This window comes from Alteromonas sp. G4i13 (genome assembly GCF_054960505.1).
Map to the genome: position 1 here is coordinate 117,572 of NZ_JBHNYX010000002.1, position 24,751 is coordinate 142,322.

22 protein-coding genes are annotated in these 24,751 nt (G+C 46.4%); 15 read left to right on the forward strand and 7 right to left on the reverse strand.

What is annotated here, in order from left to right; translation table 11 throughout:
• Positions 1-121: 121 nt before the first annotated feature.
• Complete coding sequence (locus ACFI6J_RS01520) at positions 122-679, forward strand: DUF1439 domain-containing protein (protein ID WP_156086915.1); 558 nt, start codon at positions 122-124, stop codon at positions 677-679.
• A 113-nt stretch (positions 680-792) separates the two neighbouring features.
• Positions 793-2,496 carry a protein adenylyltransferase SelO family protein gene (locus ACFI6J_RS01525; RefSeq protein ID WP_348671011.1) on the forward strand — a complete coding sequence of 568 codons (1,704 nt, stop codon included), beginning with the start codon at positions 793-795 and terminating at the stop codon, positions 2,494-2,496.
• A 26-nt stretch (positions 2,497-2,522) separates the two neighbouring features.
• Here the strand turns inward: ACFI6J_RS01525 and ACFI6J_RS01530 are convergent, their stop codons facing one another.
• The 4 genes from ACFI6J_RS01530 to ACFI6J_RS01545 form a co-directional block, all read right to left on the reverse strand.
• A complete protein-coding gene (locus tag ACFI6J_RS01530; protein ID WP_342341258.1) occupies positions 2,523-3,728 on the reverse strand; it encodes a M24 family metallopeptidase in 1,206 nt (401 codons plus the stop codon).
• Positions 3,729-3,925: 197 nt separating this feature from the next.
• A complete protein-coding gene (locus ACFI6J_RS01535) occupies positions 3,926-5,044 on the reverse strand; it encodes an adenosylhomocysteinase (RefSeq protein WP_458726391.1) in 1,119 nt (372 codons plus the stop codon).
• A 105-nt stretch (positions 5,045-5,149) separates the two neighbouring features.
• Positions 5,150-5,554, reverse strand: coding sequence for a GGDEF domain-containing protein (locus tag ACFI6J_RS01540; RefSeq protein WP_278346719.1), 405 nt, complete (start codon positions 5,552-5,554; stop codon positions 5,150-5,152).
• Positions 5,517-5,777 (reverse strand): hypothetical protein, encoded by a 261-nt coding sequence (locus ACFI6J_RS01545; RefSeq protein WP_287498533.1) that lies wholly within the window; start codon positions 5,775-5,777, stop codon positions 5,517-5,519. The genes ACFI6J_RS01540 and ACFI6J_RS01545 overlap by 38 nt, the downstream gene beginning before the upstream one ends.
• A gap of 184 nt (positions 5,778-5,961) precedes the next feature.
• Here ACFI6J_RS01545 and ACFI6J_RS01550 point away from each other — a divergent pair, with 184 nt between their 5' ends.
• Positions 5,962-6,894 carry an AEC family transporter gene (locus tag ACFI6J_RS01550; RefSeq protein WP_014950661.1) on the forward strand — a complete coding sequence of 311 codons (933 nt, stop codon included), beginning with the start codon at positions 5,962-5,964 and terminating at the stop codon, positions 6,892-6,894.
• Between the two features lie 144 nt (positions 6,895-7,038).
• Here ACFI6J_RS01550 and pedF read toward each other — a convergent pair whose 3' ends face one another.
• From pedF to ACFI6J_RS01565, 3 genes are all read right to left on the reverse strand, one after another.
• The gene (gene pedF / locus ACFI6J_RS01555; protein WP_014950662.1) at positions 7,039-7,536 is read right to left on the reverse strand and encodes a cytochrome c-550 PedF; all 498 of its coding nucleotides are present in this window, start codon (positions 7,534-7,536) and stop codon (positions 7,039-7,041) included.
• Positions 7,537-7,831: 295 nt separating this feature from the next.
• Entirely contained in the window at positions 7,832-9,619 is a 1,788-nt protein-coding gene (locus ACFI6J_RS01560) for a PQQ-dependent methanol/ethanol family dehydrogenase (protein ID WP_348670576.1), read from the reverse strand.
• Positions 9,620-9,913: 294 nt separating this feature from the next.
• Positions 9,914-10,822 carry a substrate-binding periplasmic protein gene (locus ACFI6J_RS01565; RefSeq protein ID WP_239246627.1) on the reverse strand — a complete coding sequence of 303 codons (909 nt, stop codon included), beginning with the start codon at positions 10,820-10,822 and terminating at the stop codon, positions 9,914-9,916.
• Between the two features lie 184 nt (positions 10,823-11,006).
• Between ACFI6J_RS01565 and ACFI6J_RS01570 the strand changes: the two genes are divergently transcribed.
• From ACFI6J_RS01570 to ACFI6J_RS01625, 12 genes are all read left to right on the forward strand, one after another.
• Positions 11,007-12,356, forward strand: a complete 1,350-nt coding sequence (locus tag ACFI6J_RS01570; protein WP_348670575.1) for a type 1 periplasmic-binding domain-containing protein — start codon at positions 11,007-11,009, stop codon at positions 12,354-12,356.
• On the forward strand, positions 12,353-13,336 hold the full coding sequence (locus ACFI6J_RS01575; protein ID WP_348670574.1) for a PQQ-dependent catabolism-associated beta-propeller protein: 984 nt from the start codon (positions 12,353-12,355) through the stop codon (positions 13,334-13,336). The genes ACFI6J_RS01570 and ACFI6J_RS01575 overlap by 4 nt, the downstream gene beginning before the upstream one ends.
• Positions 13,327-14,049: an ATP-binding cassette domain-containing protein gene (locus ACFI6J_RS01580; RefSeq protein WP_348670573.1), complete on the forward strand. Its 723-nt coding sequence runs from the start codon at positions 13,327-13,329 to the stop codon at positions 14,047-14,049. Before ACFI6J_RS01575 ends, ACFI6J_RS01580 begins: the two co-directional genes overlap by 10 nt.
• A complete protein-coding gene (locus ACFI6J_RS01585) occupies positions 14,049-14,831 on the forward strand; it encodes an ABC transporter permease (protein WP_348670572.1) in 783 nt (260 codons plus the stop codon). The genes ACFI6J_RS01580 and ACFI6J_RS01585 overlap by 1 nt, the downstream gene beginning before the upstream one ends.
• On the forward strand, positions 14,828-16,687 hold the full coding sequence (locus ACFI6J_RS01590) for a leucyl aminopeptidase (RefSeq protein ID WP_348670571.1): 1,860 nt from the start codon (positions 14,828-14,830) through the stop codon (positions 16,685-16,687). Before ACFI6J_RS01585 ends, ACFI6J_RS01590 begins: the two co-directional genes overlap by 4 nt.
• Positions 16,688-16,791: 104 nt before the next feature.
• On the forward strand, positions 16,792-16,863 hold the full coding sequence (gene pqqA, locus ACFI6J_RS01595) for a pyrroloquinoline quinone precursor peptide PqqA (protein WP_071953288.1): 72 nt from the start codon (positions 16,792-16,794) through the stop codon (positions 16,861-16,863).
• 72 nt (positions 16,864-16,935) lie between these two features.
• Complete coding sequence (gene pqqB, locus ACFI6J_RS01600; RefSeq protein WP_014950672.1) at positions 16,936-17,856, forward strand: pyrroloquinoline quinone biosynthesis protein PqqB; 921 nt, start codon at positions 16,936-16,938, stop codon at positions 17,854-17,856.
• A 2-nt stretch (positions 17,857-17,858) separates the two neighbouring features.
• A complete protein-coding gene (gene pqqC / locus ACFI6J_RS01605) occupies positions 17,859-18,614 on the forward strand; it encodes a pyrroloquinoline-quinone synthase PqqC (RefSeq protein ID WP_049588479.1) in 756 nt (251 codons plus the stop codon).
• Positions 18,614-19,018, forward strand: coding sequence for a pyrroloquinoline quinone biosynthesis peptide chaperone PqqD (pqqD, locus tag ACFI6J_RS01610; protein WP_462585622.1), 405 nt, complete (start codon positions 18,614-18,616; stop codon positions 19,016-19,018). The genes pqqC and pqqD overlap by 1 nt, the downstream gene beginning before the upstream one ends.
• The gene (gene pqqE, locus ACFI6J_RS01615; RefSeq protein WP_061486519.1) at positions 19,008-20,168 is read left to right on the forward strand and encodes a pyrroloquinoline quinone biosynthesis protein PqqE; all 1,161 of its coding nucleotides are present in this window, start codon (positions 19,008-19,010) and stop codon (positions 20,166-20,168) included. The genes pqqD and pqqE overlap by 11 nt, the downstream gene beginning before the upstream one ends.
• Positions 20,169-20,256: 88 nt before the next feature.
• Positions 20,257-22,113, forward strand: a complete 1,857-nt coding sequence (locus ACFI6J_RS01620; RefSeq protein ID WP_462585623.1) for an insulinase family protein — start codon at positions 20,257-20,259, stop codon at positions 22,111-22,113.
• 120 nt (positions 22,114-22,233) lie between these two features.
• Positions 22,234-24,735 carry a TonB-dependent receptor gene (locus tag ACFI6J_RS01625; protein WP_061486521.1) on the forward strand — a complete coding sequence of 834 codons (2,502 nt, stop codon included), beginning with the start codon at positions 22,234-22,236 and terminating at the stop codon, positions 24,733-24,735.
• The last annotated feature ends 16 nt before the right edge of the window (positions 24,736-24,751 follow it).

The window sequence follows — 24,751 nt, forward strand, 5'->3', positions numbered from 1 at the left end:
ACGATTTCATTGTTCATCCCTTTCCTCTGCCCGTACAATAGAGGCACTTCTTTGTTGCAGCGCCAGTATTTCCGGCTCGCACGGTGTAATTCGACAACTCATTGCTAAAAGAGACTTTTTTATGAGAATTCTACTTTCCATTGCCTTCGCTACCATTCTTGCAGGCTGCGCTACTCTCTCTCAACTGGCAGTTTACACTGTATCTAATGCCGAGTTAGAACAAGTGCTTGATAGCCAAGTGAGTAAGTTGCAGAAGCAAACGTCACTTGCTGGTATTCCTCTTTATTTAGACGTGGAAGATATGACAGCAACCATAGGCCCAGATGGCAGAGACGTGGTTCAGCTAGGCGCTATTGCCACTGCGCGTATTAGTGCATTTGGGTTGAACTACCCTGCAAAAGTAAGTCTTGCTTTGGAAGGCACGCCTTATTACGACAGTGAAGAAAAAGCGATTTTTGTGCGCTCATTGTCTCTACTTGATAGCACAATTGATGCTGGCGGCTTTAAGGGTAATTTAGCCCCTGTAAGTGGCGAATTCATGCAGCTCATCAATGGCTATTTAGCCAATAACCCTGTTTATCGCCTAGATCCTGCGAACAAAGCGGTAAGCATGCTTTCAACGGTACCTTTACAGCTAACTGTAGAGCAAGGGCAGCTTGCACTTCGACCTAAACAATAATCATTGAAAAAACGTATGAAGTGTCGAGATTGTTAATGGTTAAAGGTGCAAAAGTAACCTGAGCCTCGATGCTCGCAAACAGATTTTCCCATTCAGTGAAATAGGCAGGCATAGTGACAGAACGTATCAAAACACTAGATGAATTCGCAAAGCACGTAGATTACTCTTTGCTGAATACCCTTACCCCAGACCCGCAGTCGACGTGCGATGGTGACGACCATGACCCGCGCCAAGTGTTCTCAGGTCACTATGTGCCAGTTACTCCGACCCCATTAACTGCACCGACGTACGTTGCTCATAGCGAAACGCTGTTTGCCGAATTAGGCTTAGACGATAGCTTGGCAACATCTAAAGATTTCACCCAGCTGTTCTCAGGGGACATGTCGGATGTACCTGCTCCAATGAAGCCCTTCGGCTGGGCAACCGGCTACGCACTTTCTATTTACGGTACGGAGTACACACAGCAGTGCCCGTTTAGAACAGGTAACGGCTACGGCGACGGCAGAGCAATTTCTATCGTTGAAGCAGTATTAAACGGCAAGCGTTGGGAAATGCAGTTAAAAGGTGCGGGTCGCACGCCTTATTGTCGCGGCGCAGACGGGCGCGCCGTATTGCGCTCAAGCGTGCGCGAATTTTTAGTGCAAGAACACATGCATGCGCTTGGCATTCCGACCTCACGTTCGCTGAGCTTGTTTATGTCTGAATCAAACACGGTAGACAGGCCGTGGTATCGCGAAGGGTCTCATTCCTATGAACCTGAAGTGATGGTAGAAAATATAACGGCTATTTCTACCCGCGTGGCGCCCTCCTTTTTGCGCGTAGGCCAAATAGAGCTTTTTGCTAGGCGAGCTCGCTGTAACGAACACAGCGAAGCGTTAAACGAACTAGAAGCCATTGTTAAGCACCTTATTGAGCGAGAGTACTCAAGTGAAATTGACACAACCACGTTGTTTGAAGAGCAATTGGTAACGCTGGCTGCACTATTTCGAGACCGGCTAACGCGTCTTGTTTCTGGTTGGGTTCGCGTCGGTTATTGCCAGGGCAATTTTAATAGCGATAACTGCGCCGCAGGAGGCTTTACGCTGGATTATGGACCATTCGGCTTTTGTGAATTTTTTGAAGCAGACTACCAACCTTGGACAGGCGGCGGTCGTCACTTCTCGTTTTTAAACCAGCCCATTGCTGCGCAAAAGAACTTTGATATGTTCTGTCGCTCACTGATGCCGCTACTTGAAGGCAACAGTGAACAGCTCTCTAAGCTTAACGAGATCAACGACGGTTTTTCTGGCGTGATGGAACGCGCCATGGAGAGTATGTGGGCAACAAAGCTTGGCATTGCCAGCTACAACCACGACTTGCTGATTAAGCTGCTGCAATTAATGCTGCGCACAGGCGTGGACTACAATCTGTTTTTCCGAGAGCTATCGTCAATGCCTGAAGATATGGCGAGCTTGACGAAAAGCTTTTACTACCCGCCTAAAGCAGAGGTCATGACAGAATGGGAAGCATGGCTACAAACGTGGCGTGAGCGCATTGAAAAGGACGCCGAAACACAAGGTGATGTTACAAACGCTATTGCTGCTACCGCAGAGCATATGCGCAAAGCGAACCCTAAATTCACATGGCGCGAATGGTTAATTGTGCCTGCCTATAAAGCCGCAGAGAAAGGTGACTTTACGCCAATTCACGAACTTCAGAAGATACTTACTGCGCCTTATGATGAGCAATCAAAAGAGGTAGAGAATAAGTACTACCAGCTGCGCCCACTTGAATTTTTCAGTGCGGGCGGGGTCGCTCACTACAGCTGCTCTTCGTAACAAAGAGCAGCTTCATTTTAGTTTACTTACAAAGAGTCAATCGATTCGCTAGGCTCAGTAAACCACACCGGGCCATCTTCGGTCATATAAAAGTGATCTTCTAAGCGAATACCGAACTCGTTTGGTACTACGATCATAGGTTCGTTACTAAAACACATACCAGATGCTAGCGGGTGAGGATTGTCTTTCACCAAATAAGGCCATTCGTGAATATCCATGCCTATGCCGTGCCCGGTTCGATGAGGCAAACCTGGTAAGTTATAGTCTGGTCCTAAGCCATCTTTAGCTAAGCTGTCTCGCGCGGCTTTATCCACATCGCCACAGGAAACACCAACTTTTGCAGCGTTAAATGCGGCAAGCTGCGCGCGTTTTTCGCTTTCCCATAATGCTCTTTGCTTATCGGTTGGCTCACCAAAACAATAGGTTCTCGTGATATCAGAGAGATAGCCGTGCACCTTACAGCCAGTATCAATCAATACTAAGTCATTTTTCTTTAAAACTTGAGGGTCTTTAACGCCGTGGGGAAACGAGGTGGCTTTTCCAAAAAGTACAATGCAAAAATAGTTACCAGTGGCCCCCACTTTCTTATGTGCATCGTTAATAAATGCTTCAACTTCAGTAGTAGTAATACCTTCATAAAGCATACTGGCAGTCGCTTTATGCACAGCAAGTGTCATGTCCATAGCGCGTTGAATAAGCGTGAGTTCACTTTCAGATTTGTGCATGCGACAGTGTGCTGTTACCTCAGCACCATTAATAATTTGCCAAGATTGGCCAAGCATCTTATTCAAACCATCTACGATAAAAAACTGGGTCGACTCATCCACCCCCAGCTTATCGCCTCCAGCGGTATTTAGTTTATCTAGCATAGCTATGACAAGCGCATATGGGCTCTCGTGCTCTTGCCAGCCAATTATGTTGCCTTCCACTAATTTGCGTTCGTTTAAAGAGTCGATCTCAAAGGTAGGAGCTAGATATACAACGTCACCCTTTGCAGGCAAAAGCGCACCGACTAAACGCTCACTGGCGTACCACTGCATACCTGTAAAATACGCTAAGTTAGTACCCGCGTTTAAGTAGAGCGCACCAATGCCATTTTCCTGCATATAATGCTGCGCCTTGGCAATTCGGGCTTTGTATTCAGAGAGTTCTATGGGGCGCAGATCGCCTGTCATGTTGGCAAGGCTATCTAAAGCCTGCTGTGGTGTTTTTGTACCTATTATTTTACCCATTTTTTTCGTCCCTACACTGGCGCAAGACTGATTGCCTGTTGGAATGGTCATCAGCCCGCCTTAAATATGAATTTATTAAAACGGGCTCACTGTACAACATTCAATAGAAATGTCGAGATAAGCAGAGATGGCTAGACCTTTTGTACAGCTTGTACAGCGTACCTAAAGATAAACACTCGCTTATGACTCGCTGTGCTTCACAGTGCACTTTTCCACGCAGCCTCTGGTAGCAAGTACAAGCCTCTTTCGCTTTTTGCGCCTTCATTCACGATATAGCCGATACCCGCCGCCATAACGGCCAAAGTTACGTCGAAGGCATTGATGCTGTCACCATAGCCCGCAGTTAAGTTAAACATAGAGCCATCGGCTAGAAGATACAGTGTTTTATCGCCCAGTTTATAGGCATTTACATAAGGCATTGGCTCACTGTGAGTAGCGTTGTTTTTAAGGTAAGGCACATCAATTTCTTGGGCTACATGGCCTACATTTAAAATAAATGTTCCGTCTTTCATGTTGTCTAGATGACTCGAATTCACCACGCCATACGCACCAGTTGCAGTGGCAATAACATCAGCCTGGCTAGCCGCTTCATTTAAATCAACCACTGGCCAGCCGTCGTACTTCGCTTGAAGCGCTCTTGCTGGATCAAGTTCTGCAACTTGAACTTGTGCCCCAAACGCTTTAGCCGAGGCAGCAACGCCCTGCCCTACCAGACCATAACCAATAACAACTACTACTTGTTCGTGCAGGGTTAGATGAGTGGTTTGGAAGAAGGTTTGCCATGCGCTTAAGCCCACCATGTGCCTGTTGTGAAGCCCTTCTTTTACCGGCAAATCATCCCAGTTAAATATTGGATAGTTTGGCGCCATACCATTTAAACGGTTAATGCCAGAGCCCGTTGCTTCTAAGCCCGATACAATGCTCGGTACTGGTTTATTTGCTTTTATATTTTCGTGAAGTCGAGTTGTCAGATCTGCGCCCATTTCACACAAATGGGTAGGCTGCCACGCCAGCGCTTTATCGAATGACTCAGACCAGTCAGCCTCGCTCATATCACGCCATGCATGGGCCGTTGCGCCTTTATCAACAAGGTAAGACACCACGTCATCTTGCACTGTAGTGGGGTTACACGTGGTAAGAAAAATGTCGCATCCTCGTGAAAGTAGCCCTTCAACCAAAGGCGCCATTTTCAAATCTAAATGCATGTTGCAAGCAAGTTTAACGTTCGACAGATCGGGAAGTGATGCAATGGCATTACGAGTGCGCGGCATATGAAGGCTAGCCCACGCCAACTCTGCTTGAAAATCTTGGTACATGAAAAGGATACTCTGAGAAAATGAAAAGCAGAATCATACGTGAGAATGCTGTATTTATAAATCAGCTAGATACTTCCCTTTATTTCTCCTATTGGTTATTTCCTCTTATTCTGAATCTTCCTCCCAAATCACCACTTTGTTTCGACCTTTTGCTTTCGCTAGGTACAAGGCTTGGTCTGACTGTTTAATGAGAACATTTATATCCTCTTCGCCTGGCGAGGTTCCTGCCACACCTATACTTACTGTCACTCGTATGAATTTGTTGATGTCGTGGGTGAAAAGGTGTACGCGGAGATTCTTGGCAATTTGCTTGGCGTAATGCACCCGAGTATGGGGCAAAAATACCAAAAACTCTTCTCCGCCCCAGCGAAAGGTAATGTCAGAGCCCCTAACTTGCCCTTTAATTTCTTCAGCGACTTTTATTGGGCTATTTTTAGCAATATGAGTAACAAGAACACTATATGAATCTAATTCAACAGCCCCCCCAAACCGTGTTACCAGTGAACCCATAACTAACGCGCCCTTTAGTATTTTTTATAAGTGTATTCTGCTGATATTTAGTCAGGATGTCTTCAGCAGTAAGCTGACTACCTTCCTCGTAATACATCCACAGCTTGTCGTTAACTAACTGCATTTTATCTAAAGACGCAGTATTTTTAGCGTAAGCGTGAGAGAGGCCGCCCCACAAGCAATTAACTATTACAAAACCAATAAATAAAAGAAGTGCTTTCATACATCAATTCTTTTGAATAGGGGCTTTTAAACACAGGGCAAGCTTTTGTATCGGCAACCCTTTCTTATATAAATATTAAGTTACGCTTATCAAAACCGTTTGTGAATAGGTTAAATTCATCAATATTCTACAAATGCGTTTTTATGTTGTTTCGTTTCCACATGTAAAGGCTTACGTATCTTTTATGCTTAGTTTTATTACCAGCACGCTGATTCCTGTTTTGATCCTTCTGTTAATGGGATGGCTATTTTTTCGCATTAAATGGCTCAATGAAGGATTTATAGAAGCTGGATCTAAACTGGTATTTAACGTTGCGCTCCCTGCGCTATTATTTTTATCGATAGCGCGAGCAGACTTTTCTAAAGCCGCCAACCTATCGCTGATAGGCGTTGGAGTTATGGGCACGCTCATTGTTTTTGCCGCTCTGATGATTACCTCTCATCTGACCGTACATCCGTACAAAGCCAGAGGTGTGGTTGTACAAGGCGGTTTCAGAGCCAATATGGGCATTATTGGCCTTGCTTATTGTGCCAATACCTATGGGCAAGAAGGGCTTGCTGTAGCCTCGGTCTATATGGGGTGTATTACTATATTGTTTAACGTATTGTCTGTCTTTGTTCTTAATTTTTATCAAGGCACGTCGCGTTCTTTGTTGGGTCAAGTTACTGGCATGGCGAAAAACCCGCTGATTCTTTCTATCGCGGCAGCGCTCCCCTTCTCTTACTTCGAATGGCAATTGCCCACCACCTTGATAAAAACCGGTGAATACTTTGCGCAGCTAACACTGCCACTTGCACTTATTTGTACCGGAGCTTCCCTACAGTTCCGCTCATTCTCCAGTGACTGGTTTAACATTGTGCTTAGCACAACCAGTAAATGCGTGGTTTATCCCACCATATTAGTCGCGTTTGCTTATGCTTTTGGATTTAGAGGTATGGAGCTGGGCATTGTTCTTCTTCTCGCCATTTCACCTACTGCTGCAGCAAGCTATGTCATGGTTAGAAACTTAGGCGGTGATTATCGTTTGGCGGCAAGTATCATCGCAGTGAGCACATTGGCATCTCTGCCTATTACCGCCCTCGCCTTTGGAATATTAAGTAAACTACAGCTGGTGTGATGAAAATACGCCTTTGTTAAGCGCATTTTAAGTTTATAAACAGTGAAGAGTGAAGCTATTGATGTGTTGTTAGACGGTATTGGAAACGAAAAGCGCCGGGTAACTCGACGTTAACCCGGCGAAAAAGGCGTAACAGACGTCGCCCTAATCTGCTTCGATCTCACCCTCTTCAATGGCCACAACGCGACGTGCTTCAACGTAGGTTTTAATAGCCCAAAGTGTCTCTTGGTCTAAGATAGGATCGGTTTGACCTTCAGGAATACCGCCAAGTGCAGGCATGCCTTTCGCCGAGCCAAAACGCAAGCGCTCAACGAACCATTCGTCGTCTTCAAAACTTTCTGGGTCGAGTTCACGAAGGTCTGGGTTTATTCCGCCAGACTGCGCGTGCAAGCCGTGACAACCTGCACAGTTATTTGCATAAGCTGACTCACCAAACTTGATGACCTTCGTTTTGGTTTCTTCATCAAGGCTTCGATATGGGTTTTCAAACACCCAGCCATTTTCAGACTCATCGCCATCAGTGATTGGCGGCATAGCTGAGCTATCTGCTCCTTGAGGGATAACATTTCCATGTGCAAGCACGTGGCCAGACAAGCCAGTCACCACGAGTGCCGCAAACAACATCGATATTTTTGTTTTCATAATTCATACATCCTCAAAAGACTATGAATTAAGTATACGTACGAGGAAATAAGGGGTAACTCTACTTTGGTTTTGAAAGGCTCCTCCTTTGGTAGGAGGCCACAATGATAGCCACTGAAAGCGCAAGCTTTACAATAGCTGCTTCAACGTTAGTGCTAAAGTCAGAGTCGAAATAACGCCCATAAGAATGATGAAGACTTACCTTGCTAACAGGTAAATGAATAGGTGAAGAAAAAAAGGCCAGCGCACCTAGGCGCTGGCCATGTATTAATCACTATATACTGCTCAGCTAAGGTTAGTTTTTTGCCACCTGCTGATAGCGCTTGGGCAACTTAAACGTCCATACGGTGCCGCCTTGGTTGAAGTGCTTCACGCGTTTTGCAACTTCACCGCCCCATAATGGCACTGCGCCGCCCCATCCAGATAGTACAGAGATGTACTGCTCACCATCCATTTCCCATGTCACTGGAGAGCCAACAATACCTGAGCCAGTTTGGAACTTGTAAACCATTTCGCCAGTTTTGTCGTCAAAGGCCATAAGATAACCTTCAGGGTTACCGGTCCAAACCAAACCACCACCTGTAGTTAACACGCCGCCCCAAAGTGGAGAGAAGTTGTTATAGCGCCAAACGGTTTTACCTGTTTTGGGGTCAATCGCTTTAAGTACGCCAATAAAGTCCTCATTCACTGATTTAATGGTGAAACCAGCACCAAGGTACGCTGCACCTTTTTTGTAAGAGGTTGGCTCGTTCCAGATATCCATTTCCCATTCGTTTGAAGGAACATAGAAGAGTTCAGTATCCTTTGAATAGGCCATTGGCATCCAGTTTTTACCACCTAAGAACGCAGGGCGAGCGACAACCTGTGCACCTTGTTTACCATCAGCTGATTGCGCTGGGCTTCCTGGGCGATTTTCGTCAACGTAGATAGGTCGACCTTTTTCATCCAGTCCCTTTGCCCAGTTTAATTTGTCAACGAACGGGAAGCCGCGGATAAAGTCACCGTTCTCGCGATTAAGGACGTAGAAAAAGCCGTTTCTGTCGGCGGTTGCCGCTGCTTTTACTATCTTGCCGTTTTCCTGGTAGTCAAACGAGATAAGCTCGTTTACGCCATCGAAGTCCCAGCCATCGTGTGGTGTGGTTTGGAAGTGCCACACAATTTTTCCTGTATTAGGGTCGATAGCTAAGCGCGACGACGAGAAGTAGTTATCGCCCGGACGTAGGTGAGAGTTCCACGGTGCAGGGTTACCCGTACCGAAGAATAGCAAGCCTGTATCTGAGTCGTAAGTGCCGCCTAGCCACGTTGCTGCACCACCGGTTTTCCATAAATCAGCAGGCCATGTTTTGCCTGGCGCGCCGCCTGAAATACCATTTTCGGTTTTCTTACCGTCTTTCCACAGATACCCCATGTGCCCTTCAACGGTAGGTCTAACCCATAGCTGTTTGCCAGACTTCGCGTCGTAAGCATACACTTTACCGACGATACCGAACTCACCACCGGAAATCCCTGTAATGACTTTTCCGTCAACAACAATAGGCGCCGCAGTAATGGCGTAGCCCGCTCGGTAGTCTTCAACTTTTTTCTTCCAAACGGTTTTGCCCGTGTCTTTATCCAGTGCTACTAGCTTGGCATCCAAGGTGCCAAATATGACCAGATTATCGTAAAGCGCAACACCACGGTTTATTACGTCACAGCAAGGCATAATGCCATCTGGCAAACGCGCCTCATATTGCCATAATTCTTCACCAGTTCTTGCATCGATGGCCCACACACGAGAGTAAGATCCGGTTACATACATCACACCATCTTTTACCATAGGCTGCGATTCTTGACCCCGCTGCTTTTCACCACCTAGTGAGAACGCCCACACAGGACGTACTTCTTCCACTGTATCGCGGTTAATGGCGGTTAGCGGGCTGTAGCGCTGAGCTTTCAAGCCCATTCCATACGTCACTATGTCATCAGTAGTAACGTGGTCATTTTGAATATCTTTGTCGGTGACAACAGCATGGACAGGAGTTAACGCACTTGCACAAACCAGCATAGATAGGGCAAGTTTTTTAATTGGCATATTATTATTCATAACGGTTCCTAGTTGCATGTAGGCCATAAATGGTCTGTTTCAGACTATTCGTTAGGATTAGCATAGCTAGGGGGGATGTCGATGCCTATGCAACAGCGGAGTGATTTGACTCCTCCTTTAGGAGGAGGAATGAAGGGCTATTTTCCCTTTTGATCAATGCCTTTACACTTTCACGTCTTTTTAAAGAAATGCGTTCTTCCAATACTGATAGCAGTGCTTAAGATAATAAAGCTGATGGCCACAGAAGTATTGCCTAAAGTGCTTTCGTTCTGAACGCTATTGTTCAGAGTGCGCTTATTCTGAAAGCTCTTGCCCCGCAAAATAAGGCGGCATCTCATAAATGGTTTTGTATTTCTCAAATAACCGTTGCATATCACCCTCAACCACCATTCGCGTAATTACATCACCAATTTCATAGCCAAGCGCGCGATAATTAGTATGAACAGCAAGTCCTATGTCCCACTTTTGCTTTCCAATAAGCGGAAACGCGTTGCTTGCAAGGCGATATTGCTCATTATCAACAAACTGACTGAGGTAGGATATTTGCGAGCGCAATCCCATTACCGCTTCGACGGTTCCTGCTTTCATCGCGTCAATCGCTTCTGCGTTTGAGCCATAGTGCGATGTTTTTTCTCGCAATCGGCCGCCAAACGCTGACGTTAAGTAAAAGTGGGGAATGCTGTCTATTTCCGCACCAATCGTGTGATACTGAAACATGCCCATGGTTTCCACTTCGGGCAAGGTTTGCGTGTTGTGAATGATTTGCCAGCTTTCACGCTGATAGGGGGCAAACATATGAACGAGCTCATTAACCAACAAGCCCACGTCGTCACGTTTTTGAGAAAAGCTTGGGTCGTAAGGCGCGCGCATCATCACATCGGCCTTAATGCGGTGAATTATATGGCCCTTCCATAGGTAATTTCTGAAATCGTCCTCTGTCGTTTCACCAGGTGTCATCCATATCAGTTCTAGCTCAACACCAAGGGCGCTCGCGATTTCACGGGCGATATCAATATCAATACCTGTGGGGCTGTCGTTTTCAATAAATGAAAATGGAGGATAGTCGGTGTACACCGCAATTCTAATTAAACCGCTGTCTTTAATATCGTCTAACGATCTTGCTTCTCCGAACGCAGAAAGCGCAGAAACCGTTATCAGGCAGAGTAAAGTGAAAATAACTCGAAAAGGTTTAACTAACTGCACAGCTTACCCACTTATTCAATCGAACTTCTTAAGCATACTAAGGGGTTAGCGTGATTTTACTAATGCTACTTTAGCGCCATAGCATTCCTCCTTTAGGAGGATGTTCTTCGGGAAAATTGCCATATACCCTTATGTCAGACAAACAGATATCAGCAAAAGCATGCAGCTGAGCTCGGGGTGGTATATGGCAAAGGGTGTAAAAAGCACGGTTGAAAGACGATTAACCGGTAAGCGTTATCAAAAGTGTGTAGCGTCACTTTTTTGCTGCGTTCTGTTATCGTTTTTAAACAGCGCGCTCGCATTTAATGAAGCGCGATCTTCTCAGGCCCAACAAGCTGCACCTCAGGCCTCTTTTGCCACTATTGTGGTCATTTACATAAAAATTGCGGGCACATCTCCACCAGGCACACCAGATTATTTAAAGTCCCCCAGCAATGAGGGGACAGCTGGCGCAAGTGTGGCGATAGAGGATGCCAATATCACGGGAAAATTTCTTGGTTATCAGTTTGAGTTAACTGAAATCAGTGTGCCTTCTATCGGCGAACTCCAAGCTTCTTTAGCTAAAACACGCCAGCACTCTGCTTCAAGTACTAACACAAATCACAAAGAAATAAGCAGCAATCAGCAAGGCAACATTGCACCTGTTGTACTACTGGATATGCAAAGCAGTGATAAGGTAAAGGCTGCCTCAATTGAGCAGTTGATTACCACTATTCAAAGCACGCTTCCTAATGCCGTATTTTTTAACGTAGCTAATAGCGATGATTTGCTGAGACAAAATTCATGTCGCCTGCCCTTGTTTCATACAATCCCCAGTTATCAGATGAAAGCCGACGCGCTAGCCCAGTGGTTTCGCACTAAGCGAATTGACGAGATATTTGCAGTTTACGGAAAAACCGCTGACGATGCTGCATACCTAGCCGCGTTTAAACGCAGCGCTAAAAAATTTAAGCTTTCACTTGTTGAAACTAAACAGTGGCAGGACAGTTTTGATTTACGCAGGGCTGCCTTTGCTGAAATTCCTCAATTTACGCGAACAAGAGAAACTTATCAGGCTGTTTTTACCGCTGATAGCGCGGCACAATTCGCGTATAGCCTACCCTTTAACACCTATTATCCCGTACCTGTGGTAGGCGCTGCCGGCCTAAAAGCACTAGGTTGGCATTTTACCCACGAACAATGGGGCGCCCGTCAGCTTCAAAGCCGTTTTAACGATACGTTTAACAGACACATGAATGAAGTCGACTTCGCCGCGTATCTTGCGGTAACGGCGGTGGCAAATGCTGCACAGCAAGGAAGCGATTTAACGCAGCGGGGAATACTTAAAACCTTGCTTAGCGATCATTACACGCTAGGTGCCTATAAAGGTCGTCCCCTTTCTATTCGCTCCCACACCCACCAATTTCGTCAGCCTATTGCGCTGGCCCATGAAGACGCACTGGTGACTCATGCGCCCCTTGAAGGCTTTTTGCATCAAACCAACGAACTAGACACATTAGGCGCAACACACACTACCTGTAAGGACAAGTTATGAGCTATCGCTTTGCACTCTTGCTTGGCAGTTTAATGGCAGCCTTTGCCTTAGCACTTCCTCAAGCCTTTGCACTTCCTCAAGCGTATGTCACTAACGAAAAAGACAACACGCTATCTGTCATTGATATGACGACATTTGATGTGGTTGAAACTATCGAGGTTGGAGAGCGACCCCGAGGGTTTATTTTAAGTGCAGACCAGTCCCACGCGTATATCTGTGCCTCTGATGCTGATCGCATTCAAATTATGGATTTGTCTACCCATTCCATAGTGGGCGATCTTCCCTCAGGTGCAGATCCTGAAACCATAGCATTACATCCTAACGGCACCACTATTTACACAGCTAATGAAGACGATGCCCTTCTTACTGTTATCGACATTCCAACGGCTCAGGTCATTTCTCAGATAGATGTGGGCGTAGAGCCTGAGGGGCTGGCTGTGAGTCACGACGGCAGCATGATGGTAGTCACATCAGAAACCACTAACATGGTGCACTGGATAGATACCAAAACGCATGAAAATGTTGCAAATAGCTTAGTTGATGCAAGACCCAGAGATGCTCACTTTACCAAAGATGACAAGTACCTTTGGGTAAGCTCGGAAATAGGTGGCACCGTTAGTATTTTCGATACTGCTACTAAGCAAAAAGTGAAGACCCTTTCCTTTGCGATTAAAGGCGTTTATCGCGACAAGGTTCAGCCAGTGGGTATTGTGCTTATGAAAGATAAGCCCTACGCCTTCGTGGCGCTTGGCCCTGCGAATCGCATAGCGGTCATCAATACCGATACCTTTGAAGTGGAAGACTACATTTTGGTTGGGCGACGAGTGTGGCAACTAGCGTTTAATCAAGATCAGTCTTTATTGCTGACCACTAACGGTGTGAGCGGTGATGTTTCTGTCATCAATACCCACACGTTAAACGTAGAGCATACGGTAAAAGTGGGGCGTTACCCTTGGGGCGTGGCGGTTAAATGGAAATAGCGGTTCAAGCGGTTTCACATCAGTACGGCGGCCACCACGCGCTGGACAATATAAGCCTTTGCCTAAAACCTGGCTTAACCATGCTGCTTGGGCCAAATGGCGCAGGCAAAAGTACCTTATTTGCGCTTATTACGGGCCTTCAAAAACTCACGCAAGGCAGCATTACCTTTGATGGTGCTACACTGTCTCAATCTCGCACAAGTATTATGGCGAAAATGGGCGTGGTATTTCAGCAAAGTACCTTAGATATCGACCTGTCGGTAAAACAAAATTTGTCCTACTTTGCTTCGCTCCACGGCATAACTACCACTTGCGCGCTATCTCATATTCAAGGCCTGCTCGACGAGCTCGATCTTACAACTAAGCTCAACACAAAAATTCGCAACTTAAATGGCGGGCACAGACGTCGGGTCGAGTTAGCTCGCTGCCTTATTCACAAGCCATCCTTGCTGCTATTAGACGAGCCTACCGTTGGCTTAGACATAGAATCCCGTCATCTTATTTTGCGGGTAGTACAAGCACTCGCTCATTCGCAAAACGTAAGTGTACTGTGGGCCACGCATTTATTTGAAGAAGTGAAGCACAACAACAACTTGATAGTCTTATCAAAAGGACGAGTGTTAGCCCACAACCAATGTGAAGCCTTGTTAGCCAAGTATCATCAACAAGATATTGAGCACCTTTGGCAGCATTTGATGCAGGAAGGCTCCTGATGTATTGGCGCTGTTTTGTGGGCGTACTTACCCGAGAGGTGCTGAAGTTCTGGCAGCAACGTACACGCCTGTTAAGTGCATTGGTGCGCCCGCTGCTTTGGCTATTTGTTTTTGCCGCAGGGTTTCGTTCGGCCCTCGGTCTTTCAATGACCGAGCCTTACGAGAGTTATATTTTGTACGAAGAGTACATTGTACCTGGGCTTGCCGCCATGATTGTGCTTTTTAATAGTATGCAAAGTTCACTGTCCATGGTGTACGACAGAGAAATGGGCAGCATGAAAGTACTGCTGTTAAGCCCGGTTCCCCGCCCTTTTCTGCTAGGCAGTAAGCTTATAGCCAACACCTTGGTAAGCGCTATTCAGGTGTACATCTTCTTTGCCTTTGCGCTTTTACTAGATGTACGCCTATCTGCGTTGGGATACGTTTATGCGTTGCCTGTTATTGCACTACTGTCATTGTTTTTAGGTTCGTTAGGATTATTACTAGCAAACTATATTAAGCAGCTAGAGAACTTTGCCGGGGTCATGAATTTTGTCATTTTCCCGTTGTTCTTTCTATCAAGCGCCCTATACCCGCTTTGGAAAATGCGTGAGGCCAGCGAATGGCTGTATCAGATTTGTGCCTTTAACCCCTTTAGTAGTGGCGTAGAATTACTGCGATTTGCGCTCTATGAAAAACTCGAACACAACGCGCTAGCCGTTGTACTTTGTCTTACGGCTATCACTTTTATTTTCGCTGTGAGAAGCTTTCGTCCCAAAGCCTCAAAAGGGCGCTTCTCGTGATAAAAGCAAACCTAACCTGGGCTAATGAAAGCAATAAAGCTGAAACGTTAGACGATAGTGACTGCTTACTTATTTTAACTACGCCCGAGTTATTAGCGAGCCAACTCTTTCACTTTTCAACACCCGCTAAGACATACATTGAGCAGGTTTTTGACGATGAAGGTTTTGCAGGAAATAAAGGCCAATGTGTATTAGTACAAGGCCTTAAGGCGTTTAAAACAAGTTACATCTCAGACACTGAAAACAGCGGAAAAAACAAAATTAGCCAACAATTAGCTGAAGTAAAACGGGTACTGTTTTATGGTGTCGATTTTGCGCTTTTTGAAGCGTCAGATGCACCCAACGTCTCTAGCCGTGCCTCGACTTTATCTAAAACTAATGACCCCTCCATGGTTAACCGCTCAAGCTACGCTAGCGATTCAAACTCCGCGTTTTATTCGAAAAGCACTAGTGACTTGAAGCAAACTAACGCGCCAGCATTTCGCTACTTAGAACAGCAGTTCGATGCATTGTTTAAAAAGCTTAAAAGCTTGTCGGTAACCTTGGAAAAGCTGGCGTTAATGGCGCTTTCTACCACTGAAACAGCAAGCAGTGACCCTGTTAACACCATTGCAAGCCACTCACCATTTCTGAGTGCGCTACTTAGAAGCTATTTCAAGCACGGTTATCACTTTAAGGGCTATAAGACGAATAATCGTTCGGTTTCTAGCAGTCGAGCCCGCGATGGCAACAACAACGCAACTAGTGTTGAAAAAAACGCCGCAACTAATGAAGCAATTAACCAAGCAACTGATATTAGGGGCACGCTGTCTCTTGCATTAGATGCCAAGCATTTTAATAACGCGCAAAAGCGTCTCGTTTCACACACTATCCGCTATGAATCAGCCCTGAATTCCGCGATGACGTGGGCTAAAGATCTCGCCCACATGCCAGCCAACTTATGTACGCCAGATTACCTGGCCGAACAAGCTCAGCATCTGGCGCAAACCTTTAATACGGTGTCTTGCAATATACTCAATGAAAGTGCGCTGAAGCAGTTAGGCATGAACGGGTATTTAGCGGTAAACGCAGGTTCACAGTTCGCTGCCACCATGCCTATTTTTCGCTACACAGCCAAAGGTTTAGAGAATTCACCGCCAGTAGTGTTAATTGGCAAAGGTGTAACCTTTGACAGCGGCGGCATAACGTTAAAACGCAGCCCTGATATGCGCCATATGATTTACGACATGGCAGGCGCTGGCTGTGTATTGGGCGTCATTCAGGCGGTTGCCACACTGGGGTTAAATATAAATATTATTGGTATTGTGGCGAGCGCTGATAATGCGATTGATGGCAAAGCCTATCGCCCGGGTGACATCATTACTATGCACTCAGGAAAAACCGTGGAAGTCATGAGCACCGATGCAGAAGGGCGTATGCTTATGGCCGATGCAATCAGCTACGCGAAACAGTTCTCCCCCTCGGTTATTATTGATATTGCAACCCTAACCGGCGCGACCATTAGCGCACTGGGGCACAAAGCCACTGCACTTTTTAGCAACGCTCCAGCGCTTGAAAGTGCGTTAGTTGAAGCGGGTGAACTGGCTAACGACAGGTGCTGGCCTTTCCCACTTTGGCCAGAATATCAAGACGCCATTACCTCTCAGCACGCGGATATGATGAATACGGGTATAAACTCTCCCGGTGCTATTTCGGCAGGCTGCTTTCTCTCTCGCTTTGCTGACGGCACCCCGTGGGCTCACCTCGATGTGGCAGGAACCGCTTTTACCTACACCAAATCTTTATCGGCAACCGGCCGCCCTATTCCTCTGCTGTTATCTTACTTAAGCAGCTGTGCTATCAAAAATAATCAATAAATCATCAAAATTCATGACAGTTCTCCTCCCTTAGGAGGATATCTGTTAACACATATTCAACATATACTCAGTCATGCGTTTAATCATAAAGAAGAGGAACAATTATGTGGACTAAACCCCAATACACAGAAATGCGCCTTGGTTTTGAAGTAACTCTTTACATCAATAACCGCTAGGCAACGCCCTCTGGGATGATGAACAAAAAGGCTGCCGACGCAGCCTTTTTTTACTTGTAGTATGGAGTTGTTATGCACGTATTGATTCTTGGTGCTGCCGCCGGGGGTGGATTTCCGCAATGGAACTGCCACTGCCCCAATTGTAAGGGTTTACGCGAAGGTAAAATAAAGGCGAAAGGCAGAACACAGTCGAGCATTGCTGTCAGTAGCGATGGTAAAAATTGGGTTCTCATTAATGCCTCCCCCGATTTAAGGGAGCAGATAAATAGCCATCCGCAGCTGTGGCCCGACGCCCATGTTTCTCGCGGCACACGCATAAGCGCAATTGTGCTTACCGACAGTCAAATAGATCATACTACAGGCCTGCTAACATTGCGCGAAGGCTTACCCCTTCCCGTTTATTGTACCGATGTTGTGGCCGAAGACCTAACCACCAGCTTCCCGCTTTTTACCGTATTAAAACACTGGCACGGCGGACTACAACAGCATTCAATTAATACCGATTATCATCAACGCTTTGTACCAAAGGGGGCAGAAGGCCTGACTTTCCAACCCGTGGTATTAGAGTCTAATGCGCCCCCTTACTCGACGTATCGCGACAACATTGTGCCGGGCAACAATATCGGCCTGAAGATAACTGACGACACCACGGGCAACGTGCTTTTTTACGCGCCGGGATGTATGCAGGCAAACGACACAGTAAAACAGGTGATGCGCGAATCTCACTGCGTGCTATTTGACGGTACGCTGTGGGCCAATGAAGAAATGATAGATCACGGCTTTAGCAACAAGCTGGGCACTGATATGGGACACATGCCGGTTAATGGAAAGGGCGGAGCCATTGCGCTGCTAAATGAATTTAACGTTGAGCGTAAAGTACTTATTCATATCAACAACACTAATCGCGTGCTTGACGAAGACTCCAGTGCTTATCACAGCCTGTGTGAGCAAGGCATTGAATTGGCTTACGACGGTATGGAAATTGAGGTGTAGTAATGACAGAACACGCATGGTCTAGACAAGAATTCGAACAAAAACTGAGAGAAAAAGGCGCTTACTACCATATTCATCACCCGTTTCATAAACGCATGAATGAAGGACACTGCAGCGTTGATGAGATTCAGGGTTGGGTGGCCAACCGACTGTATTATCAAATGGCGATACCGGTTAAAGACGCGGCAATTTTAGCGAATTGCGAAGATCAATCGGTACGCAGAACTTGGATCCAACGAATTATCGATCACGATGGACGGGAAGGTGAAGACGGACTGGGCGGCATAGAAGCCTGGTTGCGGTTAGGCGAAGCGGTAGGCTTGAACCGCAGTGAATTACTTGATGAAACCCACCTGTTGCCAGCGGTTAAATTTGCAGTAAATGCCTATGTGAATTTTGCCCGCCGTGCGTCGTGGGAAGAGGCTGCCTGCTCATCGTTAACTGAAATGTTCGCCCCTGAAATACATCAAAGCCGATTAGATACCTGGCCTGGGCACTATACATGGATTGATAGTGAAGGCTTTACCTACTTTCAAATGCGGTTAAGTCAGGCGCGCCGTGATGTAGAGCATGGCCTGCAGATTACCCTTGACCACTTTGTTACCCGACAACAGCAAGAACATGCGCTCAATATACTTCAGTTCAAAATTGATATTTTGTGGAGCATTGCTGATGCCATTTGCTTTGCCTATGAATATAAGAGAAAGCCGTTTGATGGTATTGCCGACCAGCGGGTGTGCCATAAAGGGAGGTTTTAATGATGTCGAATTTACAATCACAAACCGAACACCACTTAGATGCTGATAGCGTCGGTGATGATGACATTGGTTCAAATACCCCGGAAGACAACATTGAAAATAGCAGCAGTCACAACAACGAGGGCTGCGGCACAAGAGACAAAACAGCGTCTTTAAATCCGCTTTTTCGCATGCAGTACGAGAAAGCTCAGGGTTGTTATGTTTTGTTGTTCCCCGAAGGAATGATTAAACTTAATCCTTCTGCGGCAGAAATTCTTAAGCGAGTAGATGGCAGCAATACGGAAAATGCCATTTGTGCTGAGCTTCGCCAGGCGTTCCCTGATGCACCTGAAGATTTAGAAGAAGATGTTCATGCATTTCTGGTTCATGCCGAGCAAAAGAAGTGGATCCGCTATGACGAATAATACAGACGTTGATTTACAAACCGACGTACAAAATAGCATAACGCCTCCGCTGTGGCTCCTAGCCGAAATTACTTATCAGTGCCCATTGCATTGCCCGTATTGCTCCAACCCAGTAAACATGGAAGAAACATTCAATGAGCTCTCTACTGAGCACTGGGAGCGAGTGCTGCGTGAAGCGCGGGAAATGGGCGCCGTGCAATTGGGCTTTTCTGGCGGAGAGCCATTGCTTCGAAAAGACTTGGAGCACTTGGTCGCTTATGCGCGGGCTTTGGGTTTTTACACCAACTTGATCACCTCTGGCATTGGCATGACAGAAAAACGTATTGCCAAACTCAAAGAAGCCGGCCTTGACCACATTCAGCTGAGCTTTCAGGCAGCCAATGCTGAAGTAAACGACTTAATAGGCAACAAGCGTCACTCATTTGAACAAAAACTAAAAATTGCGAAGCTGGTAAAACAATACAACTACCCTATGGTGCTTAACTTCTGTATTACCGCGCAGAACATTCACGAAATAGAAGACGTGATGGCGCTCAGCGAGCAGCTGAACGCTGATTTTGTCGAGCTAGCTACCGTACAGTATTACGGCTGGGCCTATGAAAACAGAGACCATCTGTTACCTACCTTACAGCAGCTACAGGAAGCTGAAGCCGCAGTGAACCGCTACCGAGCGCAGCAAAACGGTAAAGGGCCAACCTTCATATTTGTGTCGCCCGATTACTACGAATCTCGCCCTAAGGCGTGCATGAATGGCTGGGGCACAACGTTTTTAACCGTAACGCCAGATGGCAGTGCCCTTCCGTGTCACAGTGCAAAGATATTGCCCCTTCGTTTTCCTAATGTGAAAGAACGCTCGTTGCACGATATTTGGCACCAAGACTTTAGCTTTAATCATTTCCGTGGCGATAGTTGGATGCCGTCGCCCTGTAGGGACTGCGATGAAAAAGATAAAGACTTTGGCGGCTGCCGGTGTCAGGCCTACCTGCTAACAGGTGATATGTATAAAACGGATCCGGTTTGCAGCAAGTCGCCCGATCACCATTTGATGAAAGGCATTACCGATAAAGCAGGTACTGCACCGTCGAAGGCACTACAGTATCGGAAGGTGGAAAAGCCGATTCCCATTCTAGAAGTAAGCGCTACGAGGTAAGCACTACGAGACAAGTAATACGAAATGAGTGCGCTGCGATAAGTACAAAACAAAAAGAGATACCGTTAAACCGCAATGATAAAAGTGTATGTCTGAATTTCATTTCATTGATGCCGGCTCTGGGTCAAAAGTGCATAGCGTTGTTTTTGCGCTAAAAACCCCTGCAGCAGGCCACACTGGGTTGTCTCACTTAGCTGAGCACATGAGCTTTCGACGCTCTCACCAATACCCAACTGCCCACGAACTTTTTACGGCCAATACACTTCTGCCCGTCACTATTAACGCTACCACACTCGCCGAGTACACCTTCTTTTTCGCTTCGTCTGAAAAAGCGAACGTGCTGCTTGATGCTGTAAATTACCTGTACTGTGGCCTGCTTAACCGGGATTACGGTACCGATGAGGTTATCTTAGAGCGTGACGGGGTTATTTTTAACGAGCTCGCCATGCTAGAGACCAACAGCGACTATGCATTAAACGCCGCTATTCGATTAACCGATACCAATAAAAATGCCTATCAACACGCGGGTGGTTTTACACAAACCATAGGCAGCAACAGCATTCAAGCGCTTCAAGACTACAAACGCCAGTGGTATCAGCCAAGCAATATCACCACGCTGGTTTATAGTAATTCAGCCCACTTTTTTGAGCAGTGCAAGGAGGTTGTTACAGCCGTGAGCGAAGAAATAGCCCTGAGCGCGCAAACAGCCCTGAGCGCAATGAAAGCGCAGAGCGTGGAAACAGCCTTGAGCGCGGAAACAGCCCTGAGCGAGAAAGCAGCCCTGAGCGAGAAAGCAGCTTTGAGCGAAGAATCAACACTGAACAGAAACGCCTCTCTGAGTCAGCACGCATCTCAACGCGAAGACTCACACTCAGACAAAGAAGCCTCTCTTGATGCGCAAATGACAAAAGGCGAAAACGAATCAATAAGGCATGTATTAACCTGGTGGTTTCCTCAGTGCTTTTTAAATGGTTTACTACAGCAAGAAGCAACACTTAGCACCGTAGCAGGCCTTAAAAACACTTTATTTATCGACCCCGAAATCAATCAACAAGGCAATTTTGCAATTCGCCTCGTCACAAACGAAGCGATGAAGGAAGTAGCAAGCGAGCTTTCGATAGAAGCACTTCCAAAGCTTTCACAGAATCTAACACACAAGCTCGTGAGCGATGATTATGATAAAAGGCTGCGACAACTAAAACATGTGGTATCCGCGTGTCTTGCCTCATTTGATATTAGACCTTCAAAGCCAATGCCAGACACTGATAAACACGCAGAGGGTGTGGGGGCGGCTATTCGCTATTTTGCGCAACTAACAGATGCGTTGGATTCGAACAAGTGTACCGCCAAAGATTGTGCCACCAAAAGCGCTTATTTGGCGAGTGCTAATAAGGTATCGCTCTCCTATTTGCGGCCTCTACCTTCACCTGAAAAGTCAATCGCTCGCGAGCGGATTAGAAAGGCACGTAAGGGATTTTCCGCGCAAGCCAGCGCTTCCAATAGCGACCAGTCACTTTTAGTGCCGCGTCTTACCTCTAAATACCGACATTTTATTGCGTTAGAGCACTTGCCTGCACTTCCACGTTTATTGCGGCCACTCGCCAACAAGACCACCAATTTGAAACGCTTTAACGCTGAACACATTGCTTCGCACTTAACGCCGTTTTCCATTCCATCGCCCTCAATAACTCTAGAGTCGGCTTCTCTAAATTCTGATTCTGGTTATTTAGCCTCGCACTGGGTGTATCGCATCGCGTTCTATCAACAGTCAAGACTACAAGCGGTACTTGCACACCACCTTTTCTGGCAACCAAGAACCTCGGGGGAATGCTACGCACTGGGCGCTGCAACCTTTGAAAATAACCTTTTTCTATTTGGTGCCAGCGATACAAATATCACAGAGCGTGAAAACTGGTGTCATAAGGTTTTATCGATTCTCTCGTAGGGAATTCGGGAAAAAACACTGCTACCAATTTATGATACTTCCTCCCACTTAAGGAGGATATTTTTAGGGAATGGTTAAGGCAATACTGAAAGTATAAATAATAACGAAGCAGTCAAGACCATGCCTACGCGAATTTCTACTAAAAGCTCTAGCCAAAACGTTGCACAATCCCCAACACATCAACTTGCCCGTTCACCATTTGCTCTTGCGATTATTGCAAGCGCTGTAACCTATGCGTTTAGCTCTGCTGCAGAAGCTAACGATGCAATGGACCACTACGAGGTTATAGAGGTACAGGGAGCGACACCGCTTAGCGCCAACAGCAATAACTCTGCTGTATTTGGTAACGTTCAGACACTCACTCAAGACGATATTGAAGGGAGCGTCAACCGTTCACTACCGGAGCTACTCAAAACTCAACTGGCAAGCGTGAACCTAAACGATGTTCAAAACAATCCGTTTCAACCCGATCTGCAATACCGCGGGTTTACTGCCTCTCCGCTGCTTGGTCTACCTCAGGGCATTTCGGTGTACTTAAACGGCGGTCGGGTTAATGAAGCGTTTGGCGATACTGTGCATTGGGACCTAATGCCTCTAGATGCTATAGATACCGTTTCTTTGTACTCTGGTTCAAACCCTCTGTTTGGCCAAAACACGCTAGGCGGCGCCCTTGCGCTAAGAACGAAAACAGGGTTTAGCTTCAACGCCAACGAAATAGATTTACAGGCTGGACAATTCGGCCAGAAAGCCGCGTCTGTGGAATCAGGTGGTCATAACGATCACTGGGCGTATTACGTGAACCTGAATCATTATGAGGAAGATGGCTGGCGTGACTATTCGCCATCTGAAGTGCAGCAAGTATTTACATCGCTTGCCTATAAAAGTGACAAAATGCATCTCGACATGAACCTCTTTATGGCCGATAACGAGTTACTCGGCAATGGTGCGTCGCCTATTGAACTGCTGGATATTGAAGGAAGAGAAGCGGTCTACACCCACCCCGATCAGACCAACAACGAACTTACGCACGTTAATATAACCGGTGACTTCGTTTTAACTGACACCTTATCTTTAACCGCCAATATGTTTTATCGCGACACACAAACTCAATCAATCAACGGCGATGACAGTGATTTTGGTGCCTGCCAGTTCGCTGATGGACGCGTAACACTGTGTGAATTTGAAGATGATGACGACGACGATGATGATGATGATGCTCCGCTTGATAGTGATGATGATGGCGACGACGATGATGACGATGATTTGCCTGTTGTAGGAGAAGGCGACGATATAGAAGCGGTTGAATTTATTGGCTTTGATGACGACACCGCGCTTGCCGAAATATCAGATGTGGACGCAGATGAACTTGATGGAACATACAATACGGGCCGGACAGACGCCAAAGCTACTGGGTTATCTTTTCAGCTAGCAAAACAATATGCCTTAAGCGGCTTCAGTTCAGAGTTAATTGTTGGTGCCAGCTACACCAAAGGAGATGTTAACTACGCCGCTGATACTACATTTGGTATTTTGGAAAACGAATCTGCACAAGACTCACGCACCGTTTTACCCATCGACGGGCTCATAGCACAAGAAGCCAGGGTTAGATTAGATGTAGACACCACCGCATGGTCGCTATTTTTCATGAATAGTACACAGCTCTCTTCAGCCGTATCACTCAATCTTGGTGGACGTTTTAACCGAGACCATATTGTTATGGAAGACCTGATTGATGACGGTGAAGGTTCATTGGACGGCAATCACCGTTTTACCCAATTTAACCCAGCGGTAGGTGTAGACATTACTATTGATGAGCAAAGCCAGTTGAATCTTGCAATCAGCCAGTCTTCAAGAACGCCAAGCCCAGCAGAGTTAAGCTGTGCAGATGAAGACGACCCGTGCCGCTTACCGAACGGTTTTGTGGCCGATCCTCCTCTTGATCAGGTGGTCACCCAAACTATTGAAGCGAACTACACCACACGCATTGATAACATCGACCTGATGCTAAATGTTTTTCACAGTAGAAGTAAGGACGACATTATCTTCCAACAAGCAGGCTCTGTTGCCTCTCGCGGATACTTTATTAACGTTGATGAAACCCAGCGTCAGGGCGTAGAATTCAGCGTAGGCTCAACGTGGGAAAAACTAACCTACCGGTTAAACTACAACTATCTTAACGCAACCTACGAATCGACATTCACGTCGTTTAGCCCCTTTAACCCTCAGGGTCCAGACAGACTCGTAACACCAGGTGACAAAATTCCAGGCCAGCCAGAGCATCTAGTCAAGCTCTATGCAGATTACGCCTTAACGGATAAAGCGCGTTTGGGGGCAGAAGTTATTTCAGCATCTAGTCAGTACTTTAGGGGCGATGAGGCTAACGAAAACGAAAAGATTGACGGATACGTTATTGCAAACATTTATGCATCGTACCGGTTCAACGACACATTTACCGCATCGCTACGTGTGAATAATGTGTTCGACAAAGACTATGAAACCTTTGGCACGTATGGCGAGGCTGATGAGGTATTAGAAGACATTTATCCCGACGTAGAAGGTGCAGAGTTCGTGGGCCCCGCTCAACCGCGAATGGTCAGTGTAAATCTAAAAGCGAGATTCTGATCAGATAGCAGTTGTT